General features: G+C 61.9%; 18 protein-coding genes and 1 tRNA gene. 9 read left to right on the top strand and 10 right to left on the bottom strand.

Going from position 1 to position 23,075, the window contains the following annotated elements:
• Positions 1–54: 54 nt before the first annotated feature.
• From BM216_RS12470 to BM216_RS12460, 3 genes are all read right to left on the bottom strand, one after another.
• Positions 55–4,554: a translocation/assembly module TamB domain-containing protein gene (locus tag BM216_RS12470; RefSeq protein WP_092999504.1), complete on the bottom strand. Its 4,500-nt coding sequence runs from the start codon at positions 4,552–4,554 to the stop codon at positions 55–57.
• 16 nt (positions 4,555–4,570) lie between these two features.
• On the bottom strand, positions 4,571–6,496 hold the full coding sequence (locus BM216_RS12465) for an autotransporter assembly complex protein TamA (protein WP_092999503.1): 1,926 nt from the start codon (positions 6,494–6,496) through the stop codon (positions 4,571–4,573).
• A gap of 174 nt (positions 6,497–6,670) precedes the next feature.
• A complete protein-coding gene (locus tag BM216_RS12460; protein ID WP_092999502.1) occupies positions 6,671–6,934 on the bottom strand; it encodes a glycine zipper domain-containing protein in 264 nt (87 codons plus the stop codon).
• A gap of 374 nt (positions 6,935–7,308) precedes the next feature.
• Between BM216_RS12460 and hemA the strand changes: the two genes are divergently transcribed.
• Entirely contained in the window at positions 7,309–8,523 is a 1,215-nt protein-coding gene (hemA, locus tag BM216_RS12455; RefSeq protein ID WP_092999501.1) for a 5-aminolevulinate synthase, read from the top strand.
• Positions 8,524–8,688: 165 nt separating this feature from the next.
• Here hemA and dxr read toward each other — a convergent pair whose 3' ends face one another.
• Positions 8,689–9,876: a 1-deoxy-D-xylulose-5-phosphate reductoisomerase gene (gene dxr, locus BM216_RS12450; protein WP_092999751.1), complete on the bottom strand. Its 1,188-nt coding sequence runs from the start codon at positions 9,874–9,876 to the stop codon at positions 8,689–8,691.
• Positions 9,877–10,005: 129 nt separating this feature from the next.
• On the opposite strand from dxr, the gene BM216_RS12445 reads away from it, so the two are divergent.
• The 3 genes from BM216_RS12445 (at position 10,006) to BM216_RS12435 (ending at position 12,469) form a co-directional block, all read left to right on the top strand.
• Positions 10,006–11,235 (top strand): FAD-dependent oxidoreductase, encoded by a 1,230-nt coding sequence (locus tag BM216_RS12445; RefSeq protein WP_092999500.1) that lies wholly within the window; start codon positions 10,006–10,008, stop codon positions 11,233–11,235.
• Between the two features lie 97 nt (positions 11,236–11,332).
• Positions 11,333–11,917 (top strand): DUF2937 family protein, encoded by a 585-nt coding sequence (locus BM216_RS12440; RefSeq protein WP_092999499.1) that lies wholly within the window; start codon positions 11,333–11,335, stop codon positions 11,915–11,917.
• Between the two features lie 87 nt (positions 11,918–12,004).
• On the top strand, positions 12,005–12,469 hold the full coding sequence (locus BM216_RS12435; protein WP_092999498.1) for a hypothetical protein: 465 nt from the start codon (positions 12,005–12,007) through the stop codon (positions 12,467–12,469).
• Here the strand turns inward: BM216_RS12435 and BM216_RS12430 are convergent.
• Entirely contained in the window at positions 12,442–13,173 is a 732-nt protein-coding gene (locus BM216_RS12430) for a response regulator (RefSeq protein ID WP_092999497.1), read from the bottom strand. The two genes, BM216_RS12435 and BM216_RS12430, sit on opposite strands and share 28 nt — an antisense overlap.
• 116 nt (positions 13,174–13,289) lie before the next feature.
• Here BM216_RS12430 and BM216_RS12425 point away from each other — a divergent pair, with 116 nt between their 5' ends.
• From BM216_RS12425 to BM216_RS12415, 3 genes are all read left to right on the top strand, one after another.
• Positions 13,290–14,024, top strand: coding sequence for a helix-turn-helix domain-containing protein (locus BM216_RS12425; RefSeq protein ID WP_092999496.1), 735 nt, complete (start codon positions 13,290–13,292; stop codon positions 14,022–14,024).
• Positions 14,025–14,041: 17 nt separating this feature from the next.
• Positions 14,042–15,964 (top strand): hybrid sensor histidine kinase/response regulator, encoded by a 1,923-nt coding sequence (locus tag BM216_RS12420; RefSeq protein ID WP_092999750.1) that lies wholly within the window; start codon positions 14,042–14,044, stop codon positions 15,962–15,964.
• A 225-nt stretch (positions 15,965–16,189) separates the two neighbouring features.
• The gene (locus tag BM216_RS12415; protein ID WP_092999495.1) at positions 16,190–16,537 is read left to right on the top strand and encodes a hypothetical protein; all 348 of its coding nucleotides are present in this window, start codon (positions 16,190–16,192) and stop codon (positions 16,535–16,537) included.
• A gap of 37 nt (positions 16,538–16,574) precedes the next feature.
• On the opposite strand, the gene BM216_RS12410 is transcribed toward BM216_RS12415, so the two are convergent.
• From BM216_RS12410 to BM216_RS12400, 3 genes are all read right to left on the bottom strand, one after another.
• Positions 16,575–17,336, bottom strand: coding sequence for a class I SAM-dependent methyltransferase (locus BM216_RS12410; protein WP_177230771.1), 762 nt, complete (start codon positions 17,334–17,336; stop codon positions 16,575–16,577).
• Between the two features lie 279 nt (positions 17,337–17,615).
• Positions 17,616–17,692, bottom strand: a tRNA-Arg gene (locus BM216_RS12405).
• 68 nt (positions 17,693–17,760) lie between these two features.
• A complete protein-coding gene (locus tag BM216_RS12400) occupies positions 17,761–18,924 on the bottom strand; it encodes a M20 aminoacylase family protein (RefSeq protein WP_092999493.1) in 1,164 nt (387 codons plus the stop codon).
• Between the two features lie 203 nt (positions 18,925–19,127).
• Between BM216_RS12400 and BM216_RS12395 the strand changes: the two genes are divergently transcribed.
• Both BM216_RS12395 and BM216_RS12390 read left to right on the top strand, forming a co-directional pair.
• A complete protein-coding gene (locus BM216_RS12395; protein ID WP_280141680.1) occupies positions 19,128–20,174 on the top strand; it encodes a D-alanyl-D-alanine carboxypeptidase family protein in 1,047 nt (348 codons plus the stop codon).
• A 12-nt stretch (positions 20,175–20,186) separates the two neighbouring features.
• Positions 20,187–21,386 (top strand): CobW family GTP-binding protein, encoded by a 1,200-nt coding sequence (locus BM216_RS12390; protein ID WP_092999492.1) that lies wholly within the window; start codon positions 20,187–20,189, stop codon positions 21,384–21,386.
• On the opposite strand, the gene BM216_RS12385 is transcribed toward BM216_RS12390, so the two are convergent.
• Both BM216_RS12385 and BM216_RS12380 read right to left on the bottom strand, forming a co-directional pair.
• Positions 21,376–21,636: a sulfurtransferase TusA family protein gene (locus BM216_RS12385; protein ID WP_092999491.1), complete on the bottom strand. Its 261-nt coding sequence runs from the start codon at positions 21,634–21,636 to the stop codon at positions 21,376–21,378. The two genes, BM216_RS12390 and BM216_RS12385, sit on opposite strands and share 11 nt — an antisense overlap.
• Positions 21,633–22,913: a L,D-transpeptidase family protein gene (locus tag BM216_RS12380; protein WP_092999748.1), complete on the bottom strand. Its 1,281-nt coding sequence runs from the start codon at positions 22,911–22,913 to the stop codon at positions 21,633–21,635. The genes BM216_RS12385 and BM216_RS12380 overlap by 4 nt, the downstream gene beginning before the upstream one ends.
• Positions 22,914–23,075: the final 162 nt, after the last annotated feature.

The raw sequence follows: 23,075 nt of genomic DNA, 5'->3' as shown, positions 1-23,075 counted from the left end.
CATGGATTTCTTCGCCTTCCGCAAGCATCGGCTAAGAAAAGAGCGAAGAGCCGCTCAGTATTCCTTTTCGTAGAAGATGCCGGCGGTGCCGCCTTCGCTTCCCGCCCCGGCCTTCAGCTTCACGCCGCGGCCGACATCGAGATTGATCGTTGCCTGCGCGCCGTTCTGGCCGCCCTGCTCGACCTGGATATAGGTGCGGTTGTTGATGTAGCGGCCGACCGACACCGTCGTCTGGCCGGTCGAATCGGTGTTGATGTCGAGATCGTCGACGCCGAGATTGCTGCGCAGCGTCTGCAGAAGCGAGGTCGAGCCACCGCCGGCGAGCTGGCTCACCGCATCCGCCAACTGGGCGATCTGCAGAGGAGACAGGCGCGACATGGACTGGCCGAAGATCAGCTGCGCCAGAACCTCGTCCTGGGGCAGGGCGGGCGACGAGCTGAAGGCGATCGTCGGATCGTCCGCCAGGCCGGTGACGCCGACCGTAATCGTCGTCTGGCCGGAGGTGGTGTCGGCGGACATGTCGAGAACCGGAACGAGGCCGCCGCCGAAGGTGATGTCGCCGCGGGTGAAGTCCAAACGCTTGGTCAGGATGACTATGCGTCCGCGGCGCATCTCGAAGCCGCCGGAAACCTGCGGCGCGACCGCGTTGCCGGCAACGGTCAGCTCGCCGCCGAGCTCCGCATCGATGCCGCGACCGCGCACGAAAATGCCGTTCGGCGCGTTGATCCGCAGGTCAAGCTTCATCGGGTTGGAGCTGCCCTGCGCCTGCTTCGGACGGATCTCTTCCATCTGGCGCAGCACGTCGGCCGGTGCATTGCGGTGGCGAATGTCGATTGAGGACAGCGAGCTCGGCAGCTTGGCAGGCACGGTAATGGCCGCCTTGACCAGCGTGACCGCGCCGGCGAGCGTCGGGCCGGAGGTGAGGGGGCCGGTCAGCGTCAGCGTGCCGTCGGCCGTCACAGCAAAGAGCGTGCCGTCTGCATAGGCTGCCTTGGCAAGCTTTACCGTGATATCAGCCGGGAATCCGGAGCCGGGCTCGATGCCGACGGTGCCTTCCACCGATACAGTGCCGCCCGTCGAGAGCGTGCCGGTGACGCCGGAAAGTCGTGCCGTGCGTCCGTCCAGCGCGACATTGGCCGCCAGATTATTGATCGCGAGGTTACGCCTGACATCGATCAACTGGGCGCCGGACGTGGCGAAGGTGCCGGTGATCGCGGGGGAGGCGGCAGGGCCGCCGACGGCGATATCTACGCGGCCGGTGCCCTGCAGAACGAATCCTTGAGCGGCGAGCTGTCCCGCCAGAACCGAGAAGGGGAAGCTGCCGTTGAATTTCAGGTCCAGCGGGCGATCGCCGGTGATGACGACCGAGCCGCCACCCGAAAGCGAGATGCCGCCACCGCCGGAAAGGCGGGTGTCGACGGTGACGCGTCCGTCCTGGAACGTGCCCTGCGCCGTGATGTCGACTGCTGCGACGCCAGCACCGGTCGTCTGGCTGACGGCTGCGTCGGCCCAGCGGAGCGAGTAGCGCACGGCCGGAGCCTGAGGCGTGCCTGTGGCGGTGACGTCACCGGATATCGTACCCCGGGCGCCGAGGCCGGGTGCGAAGGCATTGGCGATGGCAGCCGGGATGGCGCGCGCCTTGGCGTTGACGTTGAGTGCCGGTCCGCCCTCGCCGTTGAGGATGATCCGACCATCTGCGGTGACTTCAAGGCCGCCGCCGCCGGTGACGCGGGTTTGTTCTAGTGCGACTGTGCCATTTGCGAATGTGCCTGCTGCATTGATGCGAAACGGACTGACGCCAGCATCGCGCGTCTGGCGAAGCTGGGCATCACTCCATTCCAAATCATAGCGTATGGCCGGGGCGGCACTCGTGCCGGTGGCGTTGATCGTGCCCGAAATGCTGCCTGCGGCGTTGATCGCGGGCAGGAAGGTGTTGAGCAGGCTCGCCGGCAGCGCCTTGATGGTTGCCGTCAGGTCGAGTGTGGATCCGGCCGTGCCGTCGACAGCGAGGCTGCCGGAGCCGGTAGCAATCGTCAGGCCGGACAGTCTCGCGCTGCCGTTTTCCATCACGATCCGGGTCGGGTTTGCCAGTCTCACCGGAATGTTGCGCGGTGTCGCCTCGAAACTGTCGAGCCCGATCGCAAGGCCGTTGGCGGTGTCTATGGTCGCCGCGGTCGTCAACGGGGCGTTGTCGTAACGGGCTGCCAGATTGATCGCGGTCGTCGTGCCGCTATGGCGCAGGCCGACGTCCAGATTTTCAAGGAAGACCGCATCGGTGCCGAGCCGGGTTGCGCGGATGGAGCCCTGGGCTGCGATCGTGCGGATGTCGGGGATGGTCAGGTCGATATTCGGCGCGATCAATGCCGCACCGCCCTGACGGAGCGCGGAGCCAGTCGCCTTGATCACCGCACCGGTCGTCTCCCCGGTCTTGTTGAAGACCACGGATCCCCTGAGATCGCCCTGGGCCTGTTGGGCTGCGAGTGCGGCGAGCAGCGAGACATCGGGGAAATCGAACTGCAAATCACCGGAGGGCGTGAAGTCCGGCGAAAAGGCCAGCGCTCCGGTCAGCCGGTTCGGGCCGATCTCAGCGTTGATCGCAGGAGCGCGGGTTTCGCCGTTGGAGGATGCCACGTCTGCATTGATGCGGATCGGCTTGCCGTCGATGGCGCCGTTTACGGCCACGCGGCCCTGTGGGGCATTCGGATCGGCTGTACCCTCGACGACGAAGCTCAGGTCTTCCAGCTTGCGGCCCACGAGGCGGGCATCGGCGGAATTGATCACGGCCTTGACGGCGGCACCGGTCAAGGGACCCTTAGCGGTGATGTCGAAGCCGGCAGCACCTTCGGCATCGCCCAGCCAGCGCTTGATGTCGGGCAGTCGTCCGGCAAGACGGCCAGAAATGTTGCCGTTCTCCATCAGCACATTGCCGTGCGCCTCGACCGCATTCGACTTCACGACCAGGTTCTCAAGGCTCATCCGTCCGCCTTGAACCACGTCGACATAGCCCTCGGTGGCAATCATGCCTTCAAAACGCGAGGCTAGAGCCGGCGGCAGGACGGAAGGATTGGCGGAGAGGCGGAAATTGCCGGTGACAGTCTGTTTCGACGTGTCATAGGCACCGCTGACGGTTCCGTTCAGGCCGGCGCTTTCCAGTGTTGCGGCATCCAGACCGATCGCGGGAGGGGCGAGGCGCAGGGGAGCGTCCAGCGTAACGGGGCCGCGAATGACCCTTGCTATATCAGGATTGGTGAAGTTGAGATCCGCCACGGTCAGGCGGCTGCGGATGCTGCCGGCCCGGGTGATCAGATCGAGGTCTTCGCTTTCCGCCTGCAGCCTGATCTGGCGGAAGCGACCTTGCGGAAGCTCCACCAGGGGAAGGGCGGCTGTCGCGTTGAGGCGGGCAGCGGTTGCGGCGCCCGTCAGCGTTGCATTGAATGTCTCGACCGAGAAATGGCTCACCTGGCCGTTGATCGGCCAAGCCACATCGACCGGGCCCTTCGTTCCGGCAAGGCTTGCCGTCAGGCTGTTGTCGCCGGCTGGATCCCAGGCGCCCTTGGCCGAGATGCGCACGGCGCCGGAGGTCAGCTGGCCACGCTCGAAATCCACCCGGCCCGAGGGCGAGTATGTCGTCGCGATGTCGATATCGGTTGTGCCGTCGAACAGTTCGCGGAAGGCCGGCGGCATCAGGGTGGCGAGCTGGCCGCCGCCCTTTATCTCGACGCGATGGGCGCCGTTGTTGACGAGCAGGTGGCGACCACTGACGGAAATGACCGGCCGGTTGTCGACCTCGCCATTCAGTCGCCCCGCCCAGTTGGAGAGCGGGCCCTCGCCATCAAGCGCCAGTTCGACGGACGGCGCACCGGGCAGGCGCAGCAGGCGGGCAAGCAGACCACCCTGGGGTTCGGAGACGGATGCCTTCAGGGTCAGGCGGTTCTCGGACGGGGCGTAGACGATATCGGCAAGCGCCTTGGCGTCCGGCTCGTCCTTGCGGGTGGCCTGGAGGTCGAGCGCGATATTGGGGCCGGTCGCGTCGATCGAGCCCTTCAGCGAGAGCGCGAAGTCGCGGCCGGACAGCGCCTGCGAGAGATTGATGTCAGGAAGGTCGATCTGGGCGACCCGCACGCCGACGGGCAGCGGGGAGCCTGAGGACGAGCTGGACGACGAGGACGTAGTGGTCGCGGCTGCCGGCTCGGGCGGGCGGATGAAGTTTACCGAGGTCGCAGCGACGCGGTCCGCGCGGAATTCACCAGTAATCAACGCAGTCGGCGACCAGTCGATCTCGATGCCGTTGATTTTGGCATAGGGCCCCTTGCTATCCGACAGGGTCAGGTCGCTGACGCGCAGATCCCCGGTCAACAAGCCCTCAGGGCGTGAGAATGAAATCGCGCGGTCGGGCGTGGAGATCAGCGAGGAAATGCGTGTCGCAGCGATCTGTCCGCCGGCAGGCGTGAGGGCGACGAAGAGAACAACGCCGAGCGCCATGACGAAAAGGACACCGACCGCGGCAATCGCGGCCTTCAGGGTCCATTTCAGGAGGCGGACGATGAATGTCATAGTGAATTAGTGCCTTTTAGAACGCCTGGCCGATGCCAGCATAAATACCGAACGATTCGCCACCGTCATACTTGTTCAGCGGAACGGCGACATCCAGACGGATGGGGCCGAAGGGCGTCGCATACCGAAGTCCGATACCCGCACCAGCGCGAATATCATTGAAATCAGGCACGAATTCGGTTGCGACGGTGCCGACATCCACAAACGGGACTATACCGATGCTCTCTGTCACTTTTACGCGCGTCTCGAAAGAGGCCAATACATAAGATCGGCCGCCGAGCGCGTCGTCATCACTATTATAGGGCGATATTTCCCGATAGGCATACCCACGCACGGATCCGCCGCCGCCCTGGTAGAAACGCCGCGTTGCCGGAATGTCCTGCAGGTCGCCGGTGCCGATCAGCGTGCCGGCCGCGAGCCTGCCGGCGAGCACGACCTTGTCCTCGGCGCCGAGACCGTAATAACCGGCGATAGACCCCTCGAAGGACGAGAAGACATTGCCCTTCAAGGCTTCATAGCTCGGCTTGGCGGAAAGCGTGCCGTAATAGCCCTCGGTCGGGTCCAGCTTGTTGTCGCGCATGTCGCGCTCGTAGGAGACCGGCAGGCTGAAGGTCAGGTATTCGTTTTTCCCGAAGGCGTCCTCGTCGGTCCAGAAATAGGCGATCTCGCCGCCGCCGGTGAGCTTGTCGTGCTCGCTGAGTTCGTAGCTCAGGCCGGCGGAATAGATGACCGACTGCGCCTGATAGGCGTCCGGATTTTCGCTCTTTGCCTCGAGACGGGATTCGAATGTGGCTTCCGGCACGAAGGCGCCCGGCTTGGTGAAGATGATGCCGGCCGAATAGTCGAAGGTCGTGATGTCGCTCGCGCCGATGCCGGAAACCTTGCCCTCGACTCTCAACGATTCCGCCTCGCCGAACAGGTTGCGGTGGCCCCAATAGCCCGAGACGCCGGCGCCATCGAGCGAGGAATATTCAAGACCGAAGCCGAAATAACGATGCTTGCCCTCGGAAACCTCGATCATCAGCGGCAGTGAGCCGTCCGGCGCGAGGCTGTCGGGCTCTTTGGTCGTGATGCTGGAAAAGACGCCGAGTTCGCGTAGGCGCTCGGAAGCCTTCTTCAACTGCTCCGGCGAATAACGCTCGCCCCTGTCGAGGCGGGAATAGCGGCTGACGAAATCCGACTTGACGGTTTTCGTGCCTTGCACGGTGACGGTTCCGAACGGAGCGACGGGTCCGCCCTCGGCGCCGAGAACGACATCAATGGTGCGTTTGGCGTGGTCGGCGGTGACCTGGCGCTCCATCGGCTTGGCCAGCGGTCGGCCTTCCTCCTTGATGTCCCGGACCAGCTTTTCGCCGGCTTTAAGGATCACCAGCGAGCCTGCTTCTCCGCCGGGCACGAGATCGTAGTCCGCCGGGTTCCTGCCTGCTGCGTCGCCTTCGAAGCGAACTGCGCCAATCGTGAATTCCGGGCCCGGCTCGACATTGATTGTCACCGGAACAGGCTTGGAATGGTCGAATGTCGGGTTGGGTGGAAGACTGTCGATGTCCGTGCCGGCGACAGCGATGCGGACAACACCGCCATAGCGGGCCCGTTCGTAAAGGGCTGCGACAAGCCGGTCGCGGTCTTCACGGGCCTTGATGACGACGCCGAGATCGCCGGAAACCGGTTCGTCCTCGTCGCTGACCAGGGCGGATGCATTTTCCAGGCGTTCGTTGAGATCGGCATCCGCATCGCCCGTTTCCAGCGTCGCTTCGTAGCGCACGGGGTCGATCACATCGACCGTTTCGTCATCGCCTCCGAAGAGGGTAATGCCGAAAATCTTGAAGGCGTAAGCCTGACTGGAGAGGGCTGGAGAAATCGCGATGGTCGTTGCCAGCAGGCAGGCCGCGCCGACTCGCCGGCCGCTCCAGTCGCTCGTCCTCCCCGCTTTTTTCTTTTCCATACGCAGACTTAATTATTGCAACTGATCGGTCAGACCCTCATGGCCGTCGAGAACTTCTGTACCCGCAAAATACCACAAGGGGTACCCTTGATGTCGTATGCATGATCATTTGGTGAAATAAAAAGCCCCGAAGCGTGCTTCGGGGCCACAATAGTCGATGGAACTGATCGGGTATCAGTAACGGCGCGGGCAATCGTCGATATAACGACGGCCGTAGCGGTCACGATAGTAGCACTGGCCCGGCTGTTCGGAGACATTGCCGATCACGGCACCCGATACGCCGCCGATTGCGGCGCCCACGGCTGCGCCGCGGACATTGCCGGTCACAGCGCCGCCGATGATGGCGCCCGATGCTGCGCCGATGCCGGCGCCTTTTTCCGTGGCGGTGCAGCCTGCGAGCGACGCGCCAAAGAGCACTAACATTATTACTTTCTTCATGGCTTCCTCCAGCCTTCACACTGCTGCGCCCCGATTGTTGCCTGCGGCAACGGGAGCGAATGGTGGGAACAATAGTTCTCGGCCTTCAAGAGTCCATATCAGGCGATATGATTTTATTCCGATCTCCGATGGTCGTTTCAGGTGTAGTCTTCCTGGGGTTGCAGATTGATTATGCGTTACAATCTCATGGGATACGGCTTTTTCGCCTATACTTGATGTGCGTCAATCTTCACATTTTGGGTAGCGTTAGGATTTGGATTGGAATAATTCAAAAAAATGGGCCATTTGCCGCAGGCAGGTTCAAATCATCTCTTTCGAGTTGACTAAGAGCGCGGCAAAGAGCCAAAAAACTGCGCAGGTTCTGGAGTGTTGGCATGGATTTCGAGGCATTTTTCAAGAGCGAGCTGGATGGTCTCCATCAAGAGGGCCGATATCGTGTGTTCGCCGACCTCGAGCGCCAGCGTGGCCAGTTTCCCCGTGCGACCCATCATACCCCTGACGGCACCAAGGAAGTAACCGTCTGGTGTTCCAACGATTATCTCGGCATGGGCCAGCACCCCGCCGTGCTGCAGGCGATGCACGAAGCCATCGATCACTGTGGCGCGGGTGCGGGAGGCACCCGGAATATTTCTGGCACCACGCACTACCACGTTCTTCTCGAGCGCGAACTCGCCGACCTGCACGGCAAGGAATCGGCGCTGGTCTTCACCTCCGGCTACATTTCGAACTGGGCAACGCTCGGTACGCTCGGCCAGAAGATCCCCGGCCTCATCATCTTCTCCGATGCGCTAAACCACGCGTCGATGATCGAAGGCATCCGCTATGCGAAATGCGACCGGGTGATCTGGAAGCATAACGACCTCGAAGACCTCGAAGCGAAGCTCGCTGCCGCCGATCCGAAGGCGCCGAAGCTGATCGCATTCGAGAGCGTCTATTCGATGGATGGCGATATCGCACCGATTAAGGAAATCTGTGATCTCGCCGACAAGTATGGCGCGATGACCTATCTCGATGAAGTTCATGCCGTCGGCATGTACGGCCCGCGCGGCGGCGGCATTGCCGAGCGCGAAGGCCTGATGGATCGCCTGACGATCATCGAAGGCACGCTCGGCAAGGCATTCGGCGTCATGGGCGGTTATATCGCCGCATCCACAGCGCTCTGCGATTTCATCCGCTCGTTCTCTTCCGGCTTCATCTTCACGACGGCGATCCCGCCGGCGATCGCGGCCGGTGCCGTCGCCTCGATCAAGCACCTCAAGGTCAGCCAGCTGGAGCGCGCGCGCCACCAGGAACGGGTGCGCAAGCTGCGCGGCCTGCTCGATCGCCAGGGCATTCCGCATATGCCGAACCCGAGCCATATCGTGCCGGTCATGGTCGGCGATGCGGCCAAGTGCAAATGGATCTCGGATATCCTGCTCGACACCTGCAACGTCTATGTGCAGCCGATCAACTACCCGACCGTGCCGCGCAAGACCGAGCGCCTGCGCATCACCCCGACGCCGCTGCATACGGATGCCGATATCGAGCATCTGGTCGCTTCGCTGCATCAGCTCTGGTCGCGCTGCGCGCTCGCCCGGCACGTGGCGTAATCAGCATCTACACATTCTCCTCATCCCTGTGCTTGTCACAGGGATCCAGCCAGCCCAAGTCCTTGGGCTGAAAAAGCTTGGTTGAGAACGAGCCATTCACAGCGCAGACGCGCCGTGGCTGGATTTCTGTGACAAGCACAGGAATGAGGAAATAGGGCCGGCCGCTTATGCGGCCATTTCCTTGACGACAATCGCATCGGCCGCGCGGCGGCGTGCCTCGGCGTCGGCAGCGAAGACGTCGTCCATCGTCACAGCGGCGCCGTAACCCGTCATCTCCTCCATCACCTGTTCGGCGATGTCGGCCATCTGCAGGAAGCCGATGCGGCCGTCGCAGAAGGCATGGAAGGAAACCTCTTCGGCGGCGTTCATGACGGCGCCCTGGACGCCGCCGCGTTGCATGGCGGTGCGGGCGAGCCGCAGCGCCGGGAAGCGAACCTCGTCCGGTGCCTCAAAATCCAGCCTTGCGAGCTTGGCGAAGTCCAGTCGCTCGACGTCGAGCTTCGGCCGGTCGGGATAGGTCAGCGAATAGCCGATCGCGGTGCGCATGTCGGGGCAGCCGAGCTGCGCCAGCACGGAACCGTCGGTATAACCGACCATCGAATGGATGATCGACTGCGGATGGACGATGACTTCGATCTGATCCGGCCGCACGTCGAACAGGTGCTTCGCCTCGATCATCTCGAGCGCCTTGTTGAACATCGAGGCGCTGCCGATCGAGATCTTCAGGCCCATCGACCAATTGGGATGGGCGCGGGCGATATCCGCCGTCACGCCGGCCATCTGTTCGCGCGACCAGGTGCGGAAGGGTCCGCCTGAAGCGGTGAGCACGATGCGTTCGACGGCGTGGTGCTGGTCGTCCTCCAGGGACTGGAAGATGGCACTGTGTTCGCTGTCGACCGGGATGAGCCGTCCGCCACCCTCGGCAACCGCCTTGACAAACAGGTCACCGGCCGAAACCAGGCATTCCTTGTTGGCAAGAGCGATATCGGCACCGCGCTCGGCTGCCGCCAGCGTGGGGGCAAGACCGGCGGTGCCGACAATGGCCGCCATGACCCAGTCGGCGTCGCGCTGGCCCGCCTCGACAAGCGCCTCGCGGCCGGCCGCGACTTCTATACCGCTTCCGGCAAGCGCCTCCTTGAGGGCCGCGTACTGGTTTTCATCCGCGGTCACCGCAAAACCGGCGCTAAAAGCCTTTGCCTGTTCCGCAAGAAGCGCGACATTGCTGTGGCCGGTCACCGCAACCACATCGAAGGCTTCACGTCCGCCGAGCTGCTGCAGGACGTCGAGTGTGTTGACGCCGATCGATCCGGTCGAGCCAAGAACACTGATGCGACGCCGTCCGATTTCTGCCATGCGATGATCCATTCAACCAATTGCCGCTGGTCTACAAGTGAATGCCGCCGGCCACAAGTCCAGCGGTATTGCTGCCGAATGCGACCATCTGCGGCTTGATCTCGGCCGAAATGGGAGCGAAATGGTGCAATGAGCGAAAACGAGACGATCAAAACGACTTGCGTCGTTGCCGGTGCCGGCCCCGCCGGTCTGATGCTGGGCTTTCTCCTCGCACGTGCCGGCGTTGACGTGACCGTCGTTGAAAAGCATGCGGATTTCCTGCGCGATTTTCGCGGCGATACCATCCATCCGTCTACCCTTCAGGTCATCGAGGAACTGGGGCTGATGGACGATTTTCTGGCGCTGCCGCATACCCGCGCTGAAAAGCTTTCGGCCGAGATGGATGGGCGCACGGTCACCATTGCCGACTTCTCGAAACTGCCGGTGAAGAACCGCTTTATCGCTTTCATGCCGCAATGGGATTTTCTCAATTTCCTGGCAGCGCAGGCGAGCCGCTATCCGAATTTCCGGCTAATCATGCAGGCCGAGGTGACGGAAATCAGGGAACGAAATGGCAGGGTCATTGGCCTGTCCGTCCGCACTCCGGAGCGCGAGATCGATATCGACGCCGAGCTCGTGGTGGGCGCGGACGGTCGCAATTCGATCGTGCGGACCAAGGCCGGGCTGACCATCGAGAGTTTTGGCGTGCCAAGTGAAGTGGTCTGGATGAAGCTTTCCAAGCAGGTGGGGGATCCGAACGAGGTGATGGGCCATGCCGGCCCGCGCCAGGGTTTCGTGCTGATCGATCGCGGTGAGTATTGGCAGTGCGGTTTGGTGATCCGCAAGACCACATTCGCGGAGATCAAGAGCCAGGGCATCGAGGCGTTCCGGAAGATGGTGGCTGACGTCTCGCCGCTTCCGGCCGATCGTGTCGAGGAACTGCGCTCATTCGACGATACGAGCCTGCTCACTGTCCGCATCGATCGGCTGGCTCAATGGTGGCGGCCGGGCCTGATCTGTATCGGTGACGCAGCCCACGCGATGTCGCCTATCGGCGGTGTCGGCGTCAACCTCGCCATTCAGGATGCGGTTGCTACGGCAAACATTCTGGCAGCCCCCCTCCGGGAAGGTCGTCTGGCGGATGCCGATCTGGCGGCGGTCGAGAAGCGCCGCAGTTTCCCGACCAAGGCAACGCAGAAGATGCAGCTGATGATGCGCAGCAGTCGCCGCAAGGATAAGGGGGACGACCAGAAGCGCAAGGGTCCGCCGGCCTTTATCCGCGGTATTGCCCGCTGGCCGGTGCTTGCCCACCTGGCCGGCCGGCTGATGGGCATGGGCTTCCGGATGGAGCATGTGAAGGCAACCAAGTCTCACGCCTGACGGCCCTCTGCCTCTTTGCCGGTGGTTTTTACCGGTGCTGCGTTGCAACCTTTACGATTCTTCGCCGTTGACCCACCGGTATCAACCGAGGTCCGGCATGCGTCTTCTTCGTCGAGTTCTGATTTTGCTGGTGGCTATCGCCGGCGGTGTGACGTTTTCGCAGGCGCCGGAACTGGCTCAGCAATACCGCCAGCGCCTCGGCGGCGCGATCGACGAGCTGACGACGATCATCCAGAATTTCGACGAACAGGCCAATCACAACGGGCTGGAGCGGCAGGCAGCGCTCAACATCTATGCCGTCTCGCCCGAACAGTTCCTGCGCAGCCAGGGCGATTCGATGCGCCAGGCATTCGATCGCAACGAGGACCTGTCCGATCAGCTTCTCCACCTGACATCCGCGTCGCCCATCCTGAGGCCGCTGATCATCGCCCGAAGCCCGGATGCTGCGACCCTGGCCAATGCGTGGCGGGATTTCGTGCCGGGTGTGCCGGTAAGCGTTGCAGGCCTGGTTTGGGCAATGCTCGGCGCCGTCGTTGGCCTGATGGTGGCCGTTATTCTCGTTGTCGTCCTGCGGGCCATTGCCGTGATCGGCGGCAGATCCCGCGGTCGCGCCACGCCAAGGGTGGCAACGAGCGCCGGACGTCAGGTATTTTCCGAGCCTTACCCAAAAGCCCGTCATTGACCGGCGTCAAAGCCTGCCGGCCTGCCGCGTGCAACATCGTCCGATCGATTGTCGGCGATGGCAACGGTATACGACGTGGACCGGTGCATGGCGTTCAAGATCTCCAGGATGAATTCCCGTGACACGTCCCGTGCCTATGCGCTGGTCGAGCGGGCAATCCCGGGCCTCGAGCTTGGCCACTGGACTGCGCTGACGGCTTCGATGGATCTGCGCAAGGCCTGGTTCGTTGCCAAGGACGGGGAGGGGTATGTCCGTGGCATCTGCCATGTCGCGGTGAGGGGCGAGGGGGATCGCCGCCGCCAACTGGAGGTTCCGCTGCTTGTCGCCGTCGGTCTTCTCGACAGCCGGGAGATCGAGCGCGGTCTTCTTGATGCTGCGAAGGCTTATGCGGTCGCTCAAGGATGCAGCCTGCTGCATGTCTGGACCGCCGTCCCGTCCAGCTGGGCGACGCTGATCGACTATCTGGAACACGGTCCTTGGGACCACGGTTTGATTTTGACGACCGAGGGTGATGACGATCCGGATCAGCCTATCCGGCCGGTGAAGATGTAGCCGACGCCGCGCACCGCCTTGATGAGCTGCGGATGCTGCGGATCCGCCTCGATCTTGCGTCTGAGCCTGACGATCTGCGCATCGATCGTGCGATCGAAGGCTTCCATCTGGCGACCGCGCGTCAGGTCCATGAGAAAATCGCGGGTGAGCACCCGGCCGGCATGGTTGAGGAAGGCGGCCAGCATATCGAACTCACCGGTTGTCAGTTCGACCTCGCGTCCACCCGGATCGAGAAGCTGGCGGCGCGAGGTGTTGAGCGTCCAGCCCTCGAAGCCGACGATCTCGTCTGTCTGTTGTTGTGCCGGCTTTGTATTCGCCGGCTGGCGGCGGCGGAGAATGGATTTCAGCCGGGCATGCACTTCGCGCAGGTGAAAGGGCTTGGCGATATAGTCGTCCGCGCCGATCTCGATGCCGATGATGCGATCGACGACATCGTCGCGGCCGGTCAGCATCATGATCGGGATATCGGAACTGGCGCGGATATCGCGCGCAAGGTCCAGCCCGTCGCGCCCTCCCGGCAAGGAGAGATCGAGCAGGACTGCGTCGAAGCCATCCTGCCGCATGGCGACGTTCATCTCGACGCCATCACCGGCAGTGGTGACCCGATATCCCTCTCCCTCGAAATAGCGGGTGAGCATCTGGCGGATACGGGGATCGTCATCAACGACGAGTATGTGCGCCGCATGGGCTGGATCAAAAGACATTCAGCAGGCCGGGCCGTTACAAACTGTTACCAATTCGAACCGTCTATTACGCCCGTAGCATTCGCGCGTTACGCGCAGCGGGTCAACTGCCCCCATCGAATGACGGGGGCCAGAGCATGTTTCTCACCAGCTATAATCGCGAACTCAATACGGCAAACCTTCTGCGTGAAGAAGAACCGGAGACGCTCGCCGGCCTCTTCGCGCGCCAGCCGGCCGAACAGTTGCAGCCCGGCCAGTCGCTGTTTTTCGAAGGTGACGATGCCAGGCATGTGTTCGAACTGGCTGAAGGTGCGCTGCGCATATTCCGGATCATATCCGATGGTCGCCGCGTCATCACCGGCTTCGTCTACGAGGGCGATCTCGTCGGCGTGTCGTTGAAGGGCAATTATCTCTATGGCGCCGAAGCGATCGTGCCGACGAAGATCCGCCGCCTGACGCGCCGCGCCTTCGAGGGCGCGGTCACCGAATCGGACGAACTCCGCTCGCAGGTCTTCGAGCGGGTCTGTGACGAGATGGCGGCGGCGCAGGACCAGATGGTTCTGCTGTCCTGCAAGAATGCCGAGGAACGTCTCTGCACCTTCCTCCTCAAGCATGCGCGCCGAGCATCGGCCACCGGCGTTGCACAGGCTCTGGTTCAACTGCCGATGACCCGCCAGGACATGGCGGATTATCTCGGGCTGACGATCGAAACCGTATCGCGCACTATTACCAAGCTCGCGGCCAAGGGCGTGCTCGGCTGCGTCGGACGTCATTCCATCAAGATCATCAAGCCGATGGCGCTTGCACAATTGGCGGGAGACGACGATGAATACGGCCACGGGATGGGGCTTCAGGAGAAGCGTCATCACTAGAAGCAGCCAGGATGCCGATGCAGGACAATAACGCTACCGATCTCACCACCCAGGCCCAGCTCGATGCCGTTATCAGACTGCTCGACGATGCCAATATCATCGTCCACGGCGCTGATGGCGTCATCATCCGCTGGAGCGCCGGTTGCGAGGCGCTCTATGGCTGGTCGAGTGAGGAGGCTGTCGGGCGGACCGTGCATCAACTGCTGCAGACGCGCTTTCCGGTGCCGCTCGACGAGATCCGCGGGCATGTTGCGCGTCACAAGGCTTGGGAAGGTGAGGTCGAGCATCGCACACGGGACGGCCGGTCCGTCTTCGTCGCAACCAGGTGGGTCGCCGCTGTTCTTTCGGCCGAAGCCGGATCCATCATCATTCAGACAAACAACGACGTGACCGAAATGAAGCGGGTGCAGAACGATCTGGCGGAACGGGAGGCGCATCTGCGCTCCATTCTCGATACCGTGCCGGAATCGATGATCGTCATCGATGATGCCGGCATCATCAGTTCCTTCAGCGCGGCGGCGGAGCGCCTGTTCGGCTACCGCGGAGAAGAGGTCTGCGGCCACAACGTCAAGGTCCTGATGCCCAATCCGGACCGCACGGCGCATGACGACTATATCTCCCGTTACCTGACGACCGGCGAGCGCCGCATCATCGGCTACGGCCGCGTGGTCACCGGCCTGCGCAAGGACGGATCGACGTTTCCGATGGAGCTTTCCGTCGGCGAGGCGCGAACGAACGGCCGGCGTATCTTCACCGGCTTCATCCGCGACCTGACCAGTCGCCACAAGATCGAAGAGGAACTGCGGCAGTCGCAAAAGATGGAAGCGATCGGCCAGCTGACCGGAGGCCTTGCTCACGACTTCAACAACCTGCTGACCGTGATCAGCGGCAATCTGGAAATGATGGAGTACAAGCTATCCGACCCGAACCTGAGGGTTCTCTTGCAGGAGGCGCAGTCGGCGGCGGATGACGGCGCCAAGCTCACCGGCCAGCTTCTGGCCTTCGGACGACGCCAGCCGCTCAACCCGGTGCTTGTGGATGTCGGGCAGCTCGTCTCCGGCTTTTCCGAACTGATGCGGCGGACGCTCGGCGAGGCGGTCGAGTTCAAGACGGTCGTCAGCGGCACGTCCAACGAAGCGCTGGTCGACGGGTCGCAGCTGCAGAATGCGCTGCTGAACCTCGTCATCAACGCCCGCGATGCCATGCCCCGCGGCGGCAGGCTGACGCTGGAGATTTCCCGCGTGAAGCTCGATGTCGACTATGCGCAGATGTATCCGAATGTCCGCACGGGGGATTTCGTGCTGATCGCCGTTACCGATACGGGCAGCGGCATGACGCCGGAGGTGAAGGAAAAGGCGTTCGAGCCCTTCTTTACCACCAAGGGCCTGGGCGCGGGCACGGGGCTGGGCTTGAGCATGGTTTATGGCTTTGCCAGGCAGTCCGGCGGTAATATCCAGATCTATAGCGAGCCTGGGCAGGGCACCTCGGTCAGAATGTTCCTGCCGGCAGCGCAGCGGGCCGTCGACAGCGATGCGCGCGAGACCGGCGACAGCCAGACGCCGAGCCCGCCGCCCGGCGGCAACGAGACGATCCTCGTCGTCGAGGACGACGCGCGTGTCAGGCGCGTCGCCGTGTCGCGGCTGACGAGCCTGGGCTATGCGGTGATCGAGGCAGAGAACGGCGTGCAGGCCCTGGCGCAGCTCGAACGCCATGGCGACATCGCGCTCCTGTTTACCGATGTGGTGATGCCGGGCGGAATGACCGGCGACGAGCTCGCCAACCAGGTCCGCGCCGAGCGCCCTCATGTCAGGGTCCTGTTTACCTCGGGCTATGCCGAACCGGCCATCGCCGGCCGAGAACTGGCGCTTTCCGGAAGCTGGCTGCAGAAGCCGTATACGGCAAGGGAACTGGCAGTGCGGCTGCGGGAGTTGCTGGATTAGGGTGCAAGGCAAGCTTATTGTAATCGCCGGCCATCGAACAATCGCGGCTAAGTGCCCAACGGGCGCCGAAATCATATTCTTGAAGCGCGCCTGCTTGCGGCTTTGAGATAAAGGGCGAAGTAACAACAGTTCGCGGTATCATGATCCCAGCCGACGCGATAAGTTGGAGGGGCGTCAAATGACGCTGCTAGCAATGTACCTTATTCACCGATAAACGAGAAAACGATGGAAGCCTCTGAGATCATTGAAAATTTAGAGCAAGCCAAAGGTCATCTCATGTGGATCGATGAGGTAATTGCCATGCGAATTGGCTATCGGAAGGTCGGCGGTGATCCGCCATCCTGGTTTTCCCCAAATGGCGCGAGGTTGCCGAGGGCGCCCTATTTCACACTCTCTTTGGATAGGGCCTACGAATTTGCGCAGGCAGTTCTTCCGGATAGTGTCGTGGCGGTAGCCAAAACCGATGATGGCGTCATTCGGGCCGTGGTTGAAGGTGGGCCTCAGTGCGAGGGGGCGAACAAGGCGATTGCGGTGATCATCGCCACGTTAAAGGCCAGTCCTCGTTCTGCTTAAATGGCGCGGCAACCATTTATCGCCGCGCCATAGGAAATCACTTACATTTCTGGATAACCGCTAAGCCGCGACCGTCACGGTGGACCAATTGGGCGTGAGTGCTGCCCGGTGTCGCGTCTCCGCCATTGAAGACGAAATACTTATACTCATTGTCGGCACACCATTTTTCCAGCGCGCCGGCAACTGCGCCCTTCTCGGGGTCGTATTCTCGCGCGGCATTTGATGCGTCGTGGAGGAAAATGAAGCCGTTCTTTTTAAGCCGGCCAATCCACAGATCAAGTTCCTTCAGCGTATGCTCATACTTATGGGAAGAATCGATCAACACGATTTCGGGCTCTCCGCCAATGAAGGCTTCAGCCTGATCCGCTGCCTCTGCCGAGGCGGAATCTGCAGTGATGACCTTCACATGATCCGAGAATTCGAAACGATCCATCCATTCCTGGGTATATTTCGACATGCGATCCGATATATCTATCGTGGCAAGCTTGCCGCCTGTGATCTTCTTGAGCACGAGGCCGAGATTGATGGACGAATAGCCTGCGTAGTGGCCAAGTTGCACTACGCGCTTCACTGCATTGCCCGAGATGAAGCCCATCAGGACCGATGCAAGGGGCGGGGTGCATTCGCCGATGAAGTTCTTTGCCTCGGTGTCGCGATACCACTCTGCGAAGAGATCCCGCTGATGTTGATCCATCAGGTGATATACAAGCGGATCGTGATCTACATCGCCGATTCTCCACCACCAGAAACGACGATGATCGGAGTCCTTGTACGCTTTAGTAGAAAATGGAGGGGTCATTTTATCCTCGGCTTCCATAGTGAGCGAGAGTTGTATGAACCCCAATTTTGCATGTCAACTGTACGAACAGGGAGCTTGATGTCGTTATCAGTCAAAGGCAGTGCATATCCACTGGACGACGCATAAGTTGCTTTGCGCGCGCTGTCGACCTGCTGCAATGCCCTGAAAAATGGGCGACGGCTGAACCCAAATGCCTGCCAGCCACCGGCAGGGCAAGTCTGTGTCAGATTGTCTAATTGGAGAGCGGGAGAACAGGTGTTCCCGAAAGTCTGCAGACGTTGGTGATCCCAGATGGATTCGAACCATCGGCCTCAGGATTAGGAATCCTGCGCTCTATCCTGCTGAGCTATGGGACCACTTGCTGCCACCCATACAAAAGCCAGCCGGATTAGCCAAGTCCTTTTGCGGCTTCCTCTGGCTGACGTCACTCCGTCAGCCGTTTTTCCGTCAGGCGTACCCAATAGGAGATCCCGTAGGCGATCGCTTCGTCGTCGAAATCGTAGCGGGGATTGTGCAGCGGAGCGGTTTCTCCGTTGCCGATGAAGATGAAGGCGCCGGGGCGTTTTTTCAGCATGAAGGCGAAATCTTCGCCGGCCATGGTCGGGTCGACATTCGCGTCGACATTGTTCGTGCCGACGACCTCTGTGGCGACGCTGATGGCGTGATCCGTCTCAAGGTCGTGATTGAAGGTGACGGGGCACTGACGATAGTAGTCGATCGTCGCCTCCGCGCCATGGGCGCCGACAATGCCGTCGACGATCTGGCGGATGCGGTTTTCCGCAAGGTCACGGGTATCCTCGTTCAGCGTGCGCACCGTGCCCATGATCGTCGCCTTGTCGGGGATGATGTTGTGGGTCGTGCCCGCATCGAAGCGGGTGACGGAAATGACCACCGACTGGACCGGATCAGCATTGCGGGCGGCGATCGCCTGCAGGCTGCCGACCAGCTGCGAGCCGATGAAGATTGGGTCGATCGTCTTGTGCGGCTGGGCCGCATGGCCGCCGCGTCCGCTGACGGTGATGGTGAAACGATCGGGTGCGGCCATGATGCCGCCCTTGCGAATGGCGAACTGGCCGAGCGGGATGCCCGGCATATTATGCATGCCATAGACCTCGTCGATGCCGAAGCTTTCCATCATGCCGTCTTCCACCATGGCAAGCGCGCCGGCGCCGCCTTCCTCCGCCGGCTGGAAGATCAGAGCCACGGCGCCGTTGAAATTGCGGGTCTCGGAGAGATATTTCGCGGCACCCAGCAGCATCGAGGTATGGCCGTCGTGACCGCAGGCGTGCATCGCGCCCGGTGTGGTCGAGGCATAAGGTTTGCCCGTCACCTCGGTCAGCGGCAGGGCGTCCATGTCGGCGCGCAGGCCGATCGTGCGGGAGCCTTCCCCCTTGCCGCGGATGATGCCGACGACGCCGGTGCGGCCGATTCCGGTCGCGACCTCGTCGACGCCGAACTCGCGTAGCTTTTCCGCCACGAAGGCCGCGGTGTTGTCGACGTCATAGAGGATTTCGGGATGTTGATGGAGAAATCGTCGCCACTCCGTCACTTCGCCCTGAAGTTCGGCAGCGCGGTTCAATATCGGCATTGTCTATCCTATCAGTGGCTTCACGCGGTTATGACTCCCCTCCTTCAGCGATACTGCCTGTACAGATTGACGTAATCAATCTTCTTTGCCATTGCTTGGTCATATAGGCCATCTAATGGCCCCACTCGTTAACATCGAGACGAGGAACCACCTTGCCGCATCAGAATATCCGCCAGCGCACCACCAGCCGGCTCGCCTGCCTCGTGGCGGCAATCGGTATCATCGCATCGGCGCAGAGCGCTGCCGCCAATCCGCGCATGATCATCGACGTCAATACCGGGCGCATCATCGCCCATCAGGATGCGTTCCTGAAATGGTACCCGGCGTCGCTCACGAAGCTGATGACGGCCTATGTCACGTTCAAGGCGCTGAAAAGCGGCCGCCTGTCGCTCGACAGCACCGTTGTCATGAGCAAGAACGCTACCGACCAGCCGGCGAGCAAAATGTATTTCCGGCCCGGCTCGCAGCTGACGATGGACAATGCGCTGAAGATCATGCTGGTCAAGTCGGCCAATGACATGGCGGTCGCCGTTGCGGAGACGGTCGGCGGATCGGCGGACCAGTTCGTCGCGATGATGAATTCCGAAGCCCAGCGCCTCGGCATGTCCTCCAGCCACTTCATCAATCCCCACGGGCTGCCGGGCAAGGGCCAGTATACGACGGCGCGCGACCTCGCCATCCTGGCGCTGCAGATCAAGCGGGAATTCCCGCAATATGCCGGCTATTTCACCATCGAGGGTATCGATACCGGTAAGAAGCAATATCCCAACTTCAACACCCTGATCGGCCGCTTCGACGGCGCCGACGGCATGAAGACGGGGTTCATCTGTGCCGCGGGCTTCAATCAGGTCTCGTCGGCCACGCGCAACGGCCGCACCGTCCTGTCGGTCGTGCTCGGCGCCGACAGCCTTGCCGGCCGCGCCGACGATTCCGCCAACCTGCTGCAGCAGGGCCTGACCTCTTCCGGCAGCCAGGGCGTGCCGCTGGCGTCATTGGCGCCTTACGGCGACACGGCCAATGTCAACGATGTCAGCCAGGTCATCTGCAATCCCAAGGCCGCCAAGGTGCGCAGCGAAGGCCGCGACGATGCCGGCCGCACGATCATGCATTCGCCTTATATCCACGAAATGGCGCGTCCGCCGCAATACAGTTTCGCGGGTCTGATCCCGGGCAGCGAGCCCGAGCCGACTGCGATCGGCAACAAGACCTACGCGAATATCCCGATCCCGGTGCCGCGCCCGACGTTCTGATTGGAATAGACCATGGCCTACGGGCAGGACCGCATACCGGTCTCCATCATCACCGGGTTCCTCGGTGCCGGCAAATCGACGCTGCTCAACCGCATGCTGCGGGATCCGGCGGCCAAGGATATCGCCGTCATCATCAACGAGTTCGGCGAGGTCGGTATCGACAATCTGCTCGTCGAGGCATCGGGGGATTCGCTGGTCGAGCTGTCGAATGGCTGCCTATGCTGCACGGTGCGCGGCGAACTGGTCGATACGCTCGCTTCCATGATCGACGCGTTCCAGACTGGGCGCGCGAAGCGGGTGACACGGGTGGTCATCGAGACGACCGGCCTTGCCGACCCGGCGCCCGTCATGCAGTCCGTCATGGGCAATCCGATCATCGCGCAGGATTTCGAGCTCGCGGGCGTGGTCACCGTTGTCGATGCCGTCAACGGTTTTGCGACGCTTGATGCCCATGAAGAGGCGGTGAAGCAGGTCGCCGTCGCTGACCGGCTTGTTATTTCGAAGCAGACGCTTGCCAGCGCCGAGCAGCTCTCTGCGCTTCGTGCACGGCTTACGGCGCTCAACCCGCGTGCAGCGGTGACGGATGGCGATGACGCCTCTGCCGGCAGTCTGGCTATCCTGGAAAACGGGCTCTGCGATCCGTCGAGCAAGATCGCGGATGTGGACCGCTGGCTGCGCGATGAAATGGCGGCCGATGCGCATCACGACCATGGCCACGGCGAGCATCGTCACGATGCCCATAGTCATCATCACGGGCATGGCCATGAACACCATCATGGTCACCATTCGCACGACCACGGCCATCACCACCATCATCATGACGTGAACCGTCACGGGGCGGATATCCGGTCTTTCTCCATCGTGCACGACCGGCCGATCGATCCGATGGCGATCGACATGTTCATCGACCTGCTGCGCTCGGCGCATGGCGAGAAGCTGTTAAGGATGAAGGCGATCGTAAAGCTTTCGGACAACCCGGGGCGGCCGCTCGTTCTGCATGGCGTACAGACGATCTTTCATCCGCCTCAGCGCCTTGCCGCCTGGCCGGTCGGGTCGGACGAGAAGACGCGGATGGTGCTTATCACCAAGGGGCTGGAGGAAGAGTTCGTCTCCGACCTGTTCGCCGCCTTCACCGGGGATCCGCGCCTCGATCGTCCCGATCGCGCGGCTCTGGAGGATAACCCGCTGGCGGTGCCGGGCTTCAGCCGCTGACCGGCATTTCGACCGGCAGGCCCTTGCGGATGACGAAGCGATGGCCGTCCGGCGTCTTCAGCGCCTCGACCAGCTCATGGCCTTCCTGATTGCAGAAATGCGGAATGTCGATGCCGGCGAGCGGATCGCTCGTCTCGATCGTCAGGCGATCGCCGGTCTTCAGCAATTTCAACCGGCGGCGAGTCTTCAGGACCGGAAGAGGGCATCTCAACCCTCTCAGATCATAGACGCCGTCAGTGTCGAGGGTCACTGCTTGTCCCAGAACTTCCAGAACGGCTTCTTGGCTTCGCTGACCGGGGCTGCCGGAGCGGCGTAGGCAAGCGGGTTCTGTTCCGGTACGGGGACGGCCGAGGTCTTGCCTTGGGCGGTCTCGACCGTTGGGGTCGCAGCCTGCGGCGTGCTGGCGGTCGGTAGGCGATCCTGCTTCATGCGCTCTGCTGCGGTGGCCGGACGCGGTGCCGTGGAGGTGGACGCCAGCTGGGTCGTTGCCGGCTTCGGCTGGCCCGCTGCCATGCGCTTTTCCATCATCGCCTGGAATTCGGACTGGCTCATCAGCTTGCCGGCCTCGAGCGAGGTACCGGTCGGGGCATAGGCCAGTTCGCGGCCCTTGCGCTTTGCCGCTACCACGGCCTTGCGCTCAGCTTCGGTCGGCTCGTACCAGATCTTGGTGCCGAGCTTGCCCACAGCTTTCTCGTAGGCGACGTCATAGGTCTTGTTGTAGGACGACAGGGCCGAGACCAGTGCCGGCGGCGTCGACATTTCCGGGCAGGCGGCAGCGGCGTTGACCGGGCCGCTGGCCTGCTGGTTGAACGTGTATTTCTTGCCGCAGACGGCCACTTCCGGCGGACGCTTGGTGACTTCGAAATTGTCGTAGCCGACCTTGATCATCTTCCAGAAGTCGTAGTGCTCGCTCTCGCGATGGCGGGCCATGTTCTCGGCCGTCATGCGGAAGGGCAGCGCCTGCAGCTGGACCGCCGTCTGTCCGCCCTTGAAGGCGTCGCGCGCGAAAGCGTAGATCTCGAGGATCTGCTCGTCGGTCATCGAATAGCAGCCCGACGACGAGCAGGCGCCGTGGATCATCAGGTTCGTGCCGTTGCGGCCGTTGGCGGCATCGTAACGGTTCGGGAAGCCGGTATTGATCGCGAGGTAATATTTGGAATTCGGGTTCAGGTGCGCCGGCGTCAGGCTGTAGAAGCCTTCGGGCGCCTGGCGGTCGCCTTCCTTGATCTTCGGGCCGAGCTTGCCGGACCAAGCGCAGATGTCATAGCTCTTGATCATGTCGAAGCGGTTGTCCGCCTTCGCCTTCCAGATCTCGAGCTTGCCCTCTTCCTTGTAGATGCGGATCATGATCGGCGACGTGCGCGGCATGTTCTTCGCCTGCATGTCGGCGACGATCTTTGCCGGCAGGGGCTGTTCCACCTTGTTCTTGACCTTGGTGAGGTCAGTGCTGGCGGAATCAAGCGTGTCGTTGCAGCCTGTGAGGGCTGTTGCGACCAGAAGAGCGAAGGCGATGTGCTTCAGACGCATCGTAACGGACCACATATCTAGTACGGCATCAAACCGGGGCAGAGGTGTGCAATAATAAAGCGGTAATCTTTACATCTTCTTAACCGCTAAAAATTGGCTGTCCAGTAAAACCCTCTGCGCGCATTGTTATGAGCAATGTGGCCGAAATTGGCAAGCCGCCTC

It is taken from the genome of Rhizobium sp. NFR07 (assembly GCF_900111905.1).
Classification (GTDB): domain Bacteria; phylum Pseudomonadota; class Alphaproteobacteria; order Rhizobiales; family Rhizobiaceae; genus Neorhizobium.
Note: the sequence above shows the minus strand (reverse complement) of the source record. Positions and strands in the feature narration are given on the sequence as shown.

What these genes read in the sequence shown, in the direction of transcription:
- BM216_RS12425 (WP_092999496.1), top strand. Translation starts at nt 13,290, where the DNA reads ATGTTTCTCACCAGCTATAATCGCGAACTCAATACGGCAAACCTTCTG.
- BM216_RS12460 (WP_092999502.1), bottom strand. Translation starts at nt 6,934, where the DNA reads ATGAAGAAAGTAATAATGTTAGTGCTCTTTGGCGCGTCGCTCGCAGGC.
- BM216_RS12435 (WP_092999498.1), top strand. Translation starts at nt 12,005, where the DNA reads ATGGCGTTCAAGATCTCCAGGATGAATTCCCGTGACACGTCCCGTGCC.
- BM216_RS12380 (WP_092999748.1), bottom strand. Translation starts at nt 22,913, where the DNA reads ATGCGTCTGAAGCACATCGCCTTCGCTCTTCTGGTCGCAACAGCCCTC.
- BM216_RS12430 (WP_092999497.1), bottom strand. Translation starts at nt 13,173, where the DNA reads ATGTCTTTTGATCCAGCCCATGCGGCGCACATACTCGTCGTTGATGAC.
- BM216_RS12390 (WP_092999492.1), top strand. Translation starts at nt 20,187, where the DNA reads ATGGCCTACGGGCAGGACCGCATACCGGTCTCCATCATCACCGGGTTC.
- BM216_RS12420 (WP_092999750.1), top strand. Translation starts at nt 14,042, where the DNA reads ATGCAGGACAATAACGCTACCGATCTCACCACCCAGGCCCAGCTCGAT.
- BM216_RS12415 (WP_092999495.1), top strand. Translation starts at nt 16,190, where the DNA reads ATGGAAGCCTCTGAGATCATTGAAAATTTAGAGCAAGCCAAAGGTCAT.
- dxr (WP_092999751.1), bottom strand. Translation starts at nt 9,876, where the DNA reads ATGGCAGAAATCGGACGGCGTCGCATCAGTGTTCTTGGCTCGACCGGA.
- BM216_RS12440 (WP_092999499.1), top strand. Translation starts at nt 11,333, where the DNA reads ATGCGTCTTCTTCGTCGAGTTCTGATTTTGCTGGTGGCTATCGCCGGC.
- BM216_RS12410 (WP_177230771.1), bottom strand. Translation starts at nt 17,336, where the DNA reads ATGACCCCTCCATTTTCTACTAAAGCGTACAAGGACTCCGATCATCGT.
- BM216_RS12400 (WP_092999493.1), bottom strand. Translation starts at nt 18,924, where the DNA reads ATGCCGATATTGAACCGCGCTGCCGAACTTCAGGGCGAAGTGACGGAG.
- BM216_RS12465 (WP_092999503.1), bottom strand. Translation starts at nt 6,496, where the DNA reads ATGGAAAAGAAAAAAGCGGGGAGGACGAGCGACTGGAGCGGCCGGCGA.
- BM216_RS12470 (WP_092999504.1), bottom strand. Translation starts at nt 4,554, where the DNA reads ATGACATTCATCGTCCGCCTCCTGAAATGGACCCTGAAGGCCGCGATT.
- hemA (WP_092999501.1), top strand. Translation starts at nt 7,309, where the DNA reads ATGGATTTCGAGGCATTTTTCAAGAGCGAGCTGGATGGTCTCCATCAA.
- BM216_RS12445 (WP_092999500.1), top strand. Translation starts at nt 10,006, where the DNA reads ATGAGCGAAAACGAGACGATCAAAACGACTTGCGTCGTTGCCGGTGCC.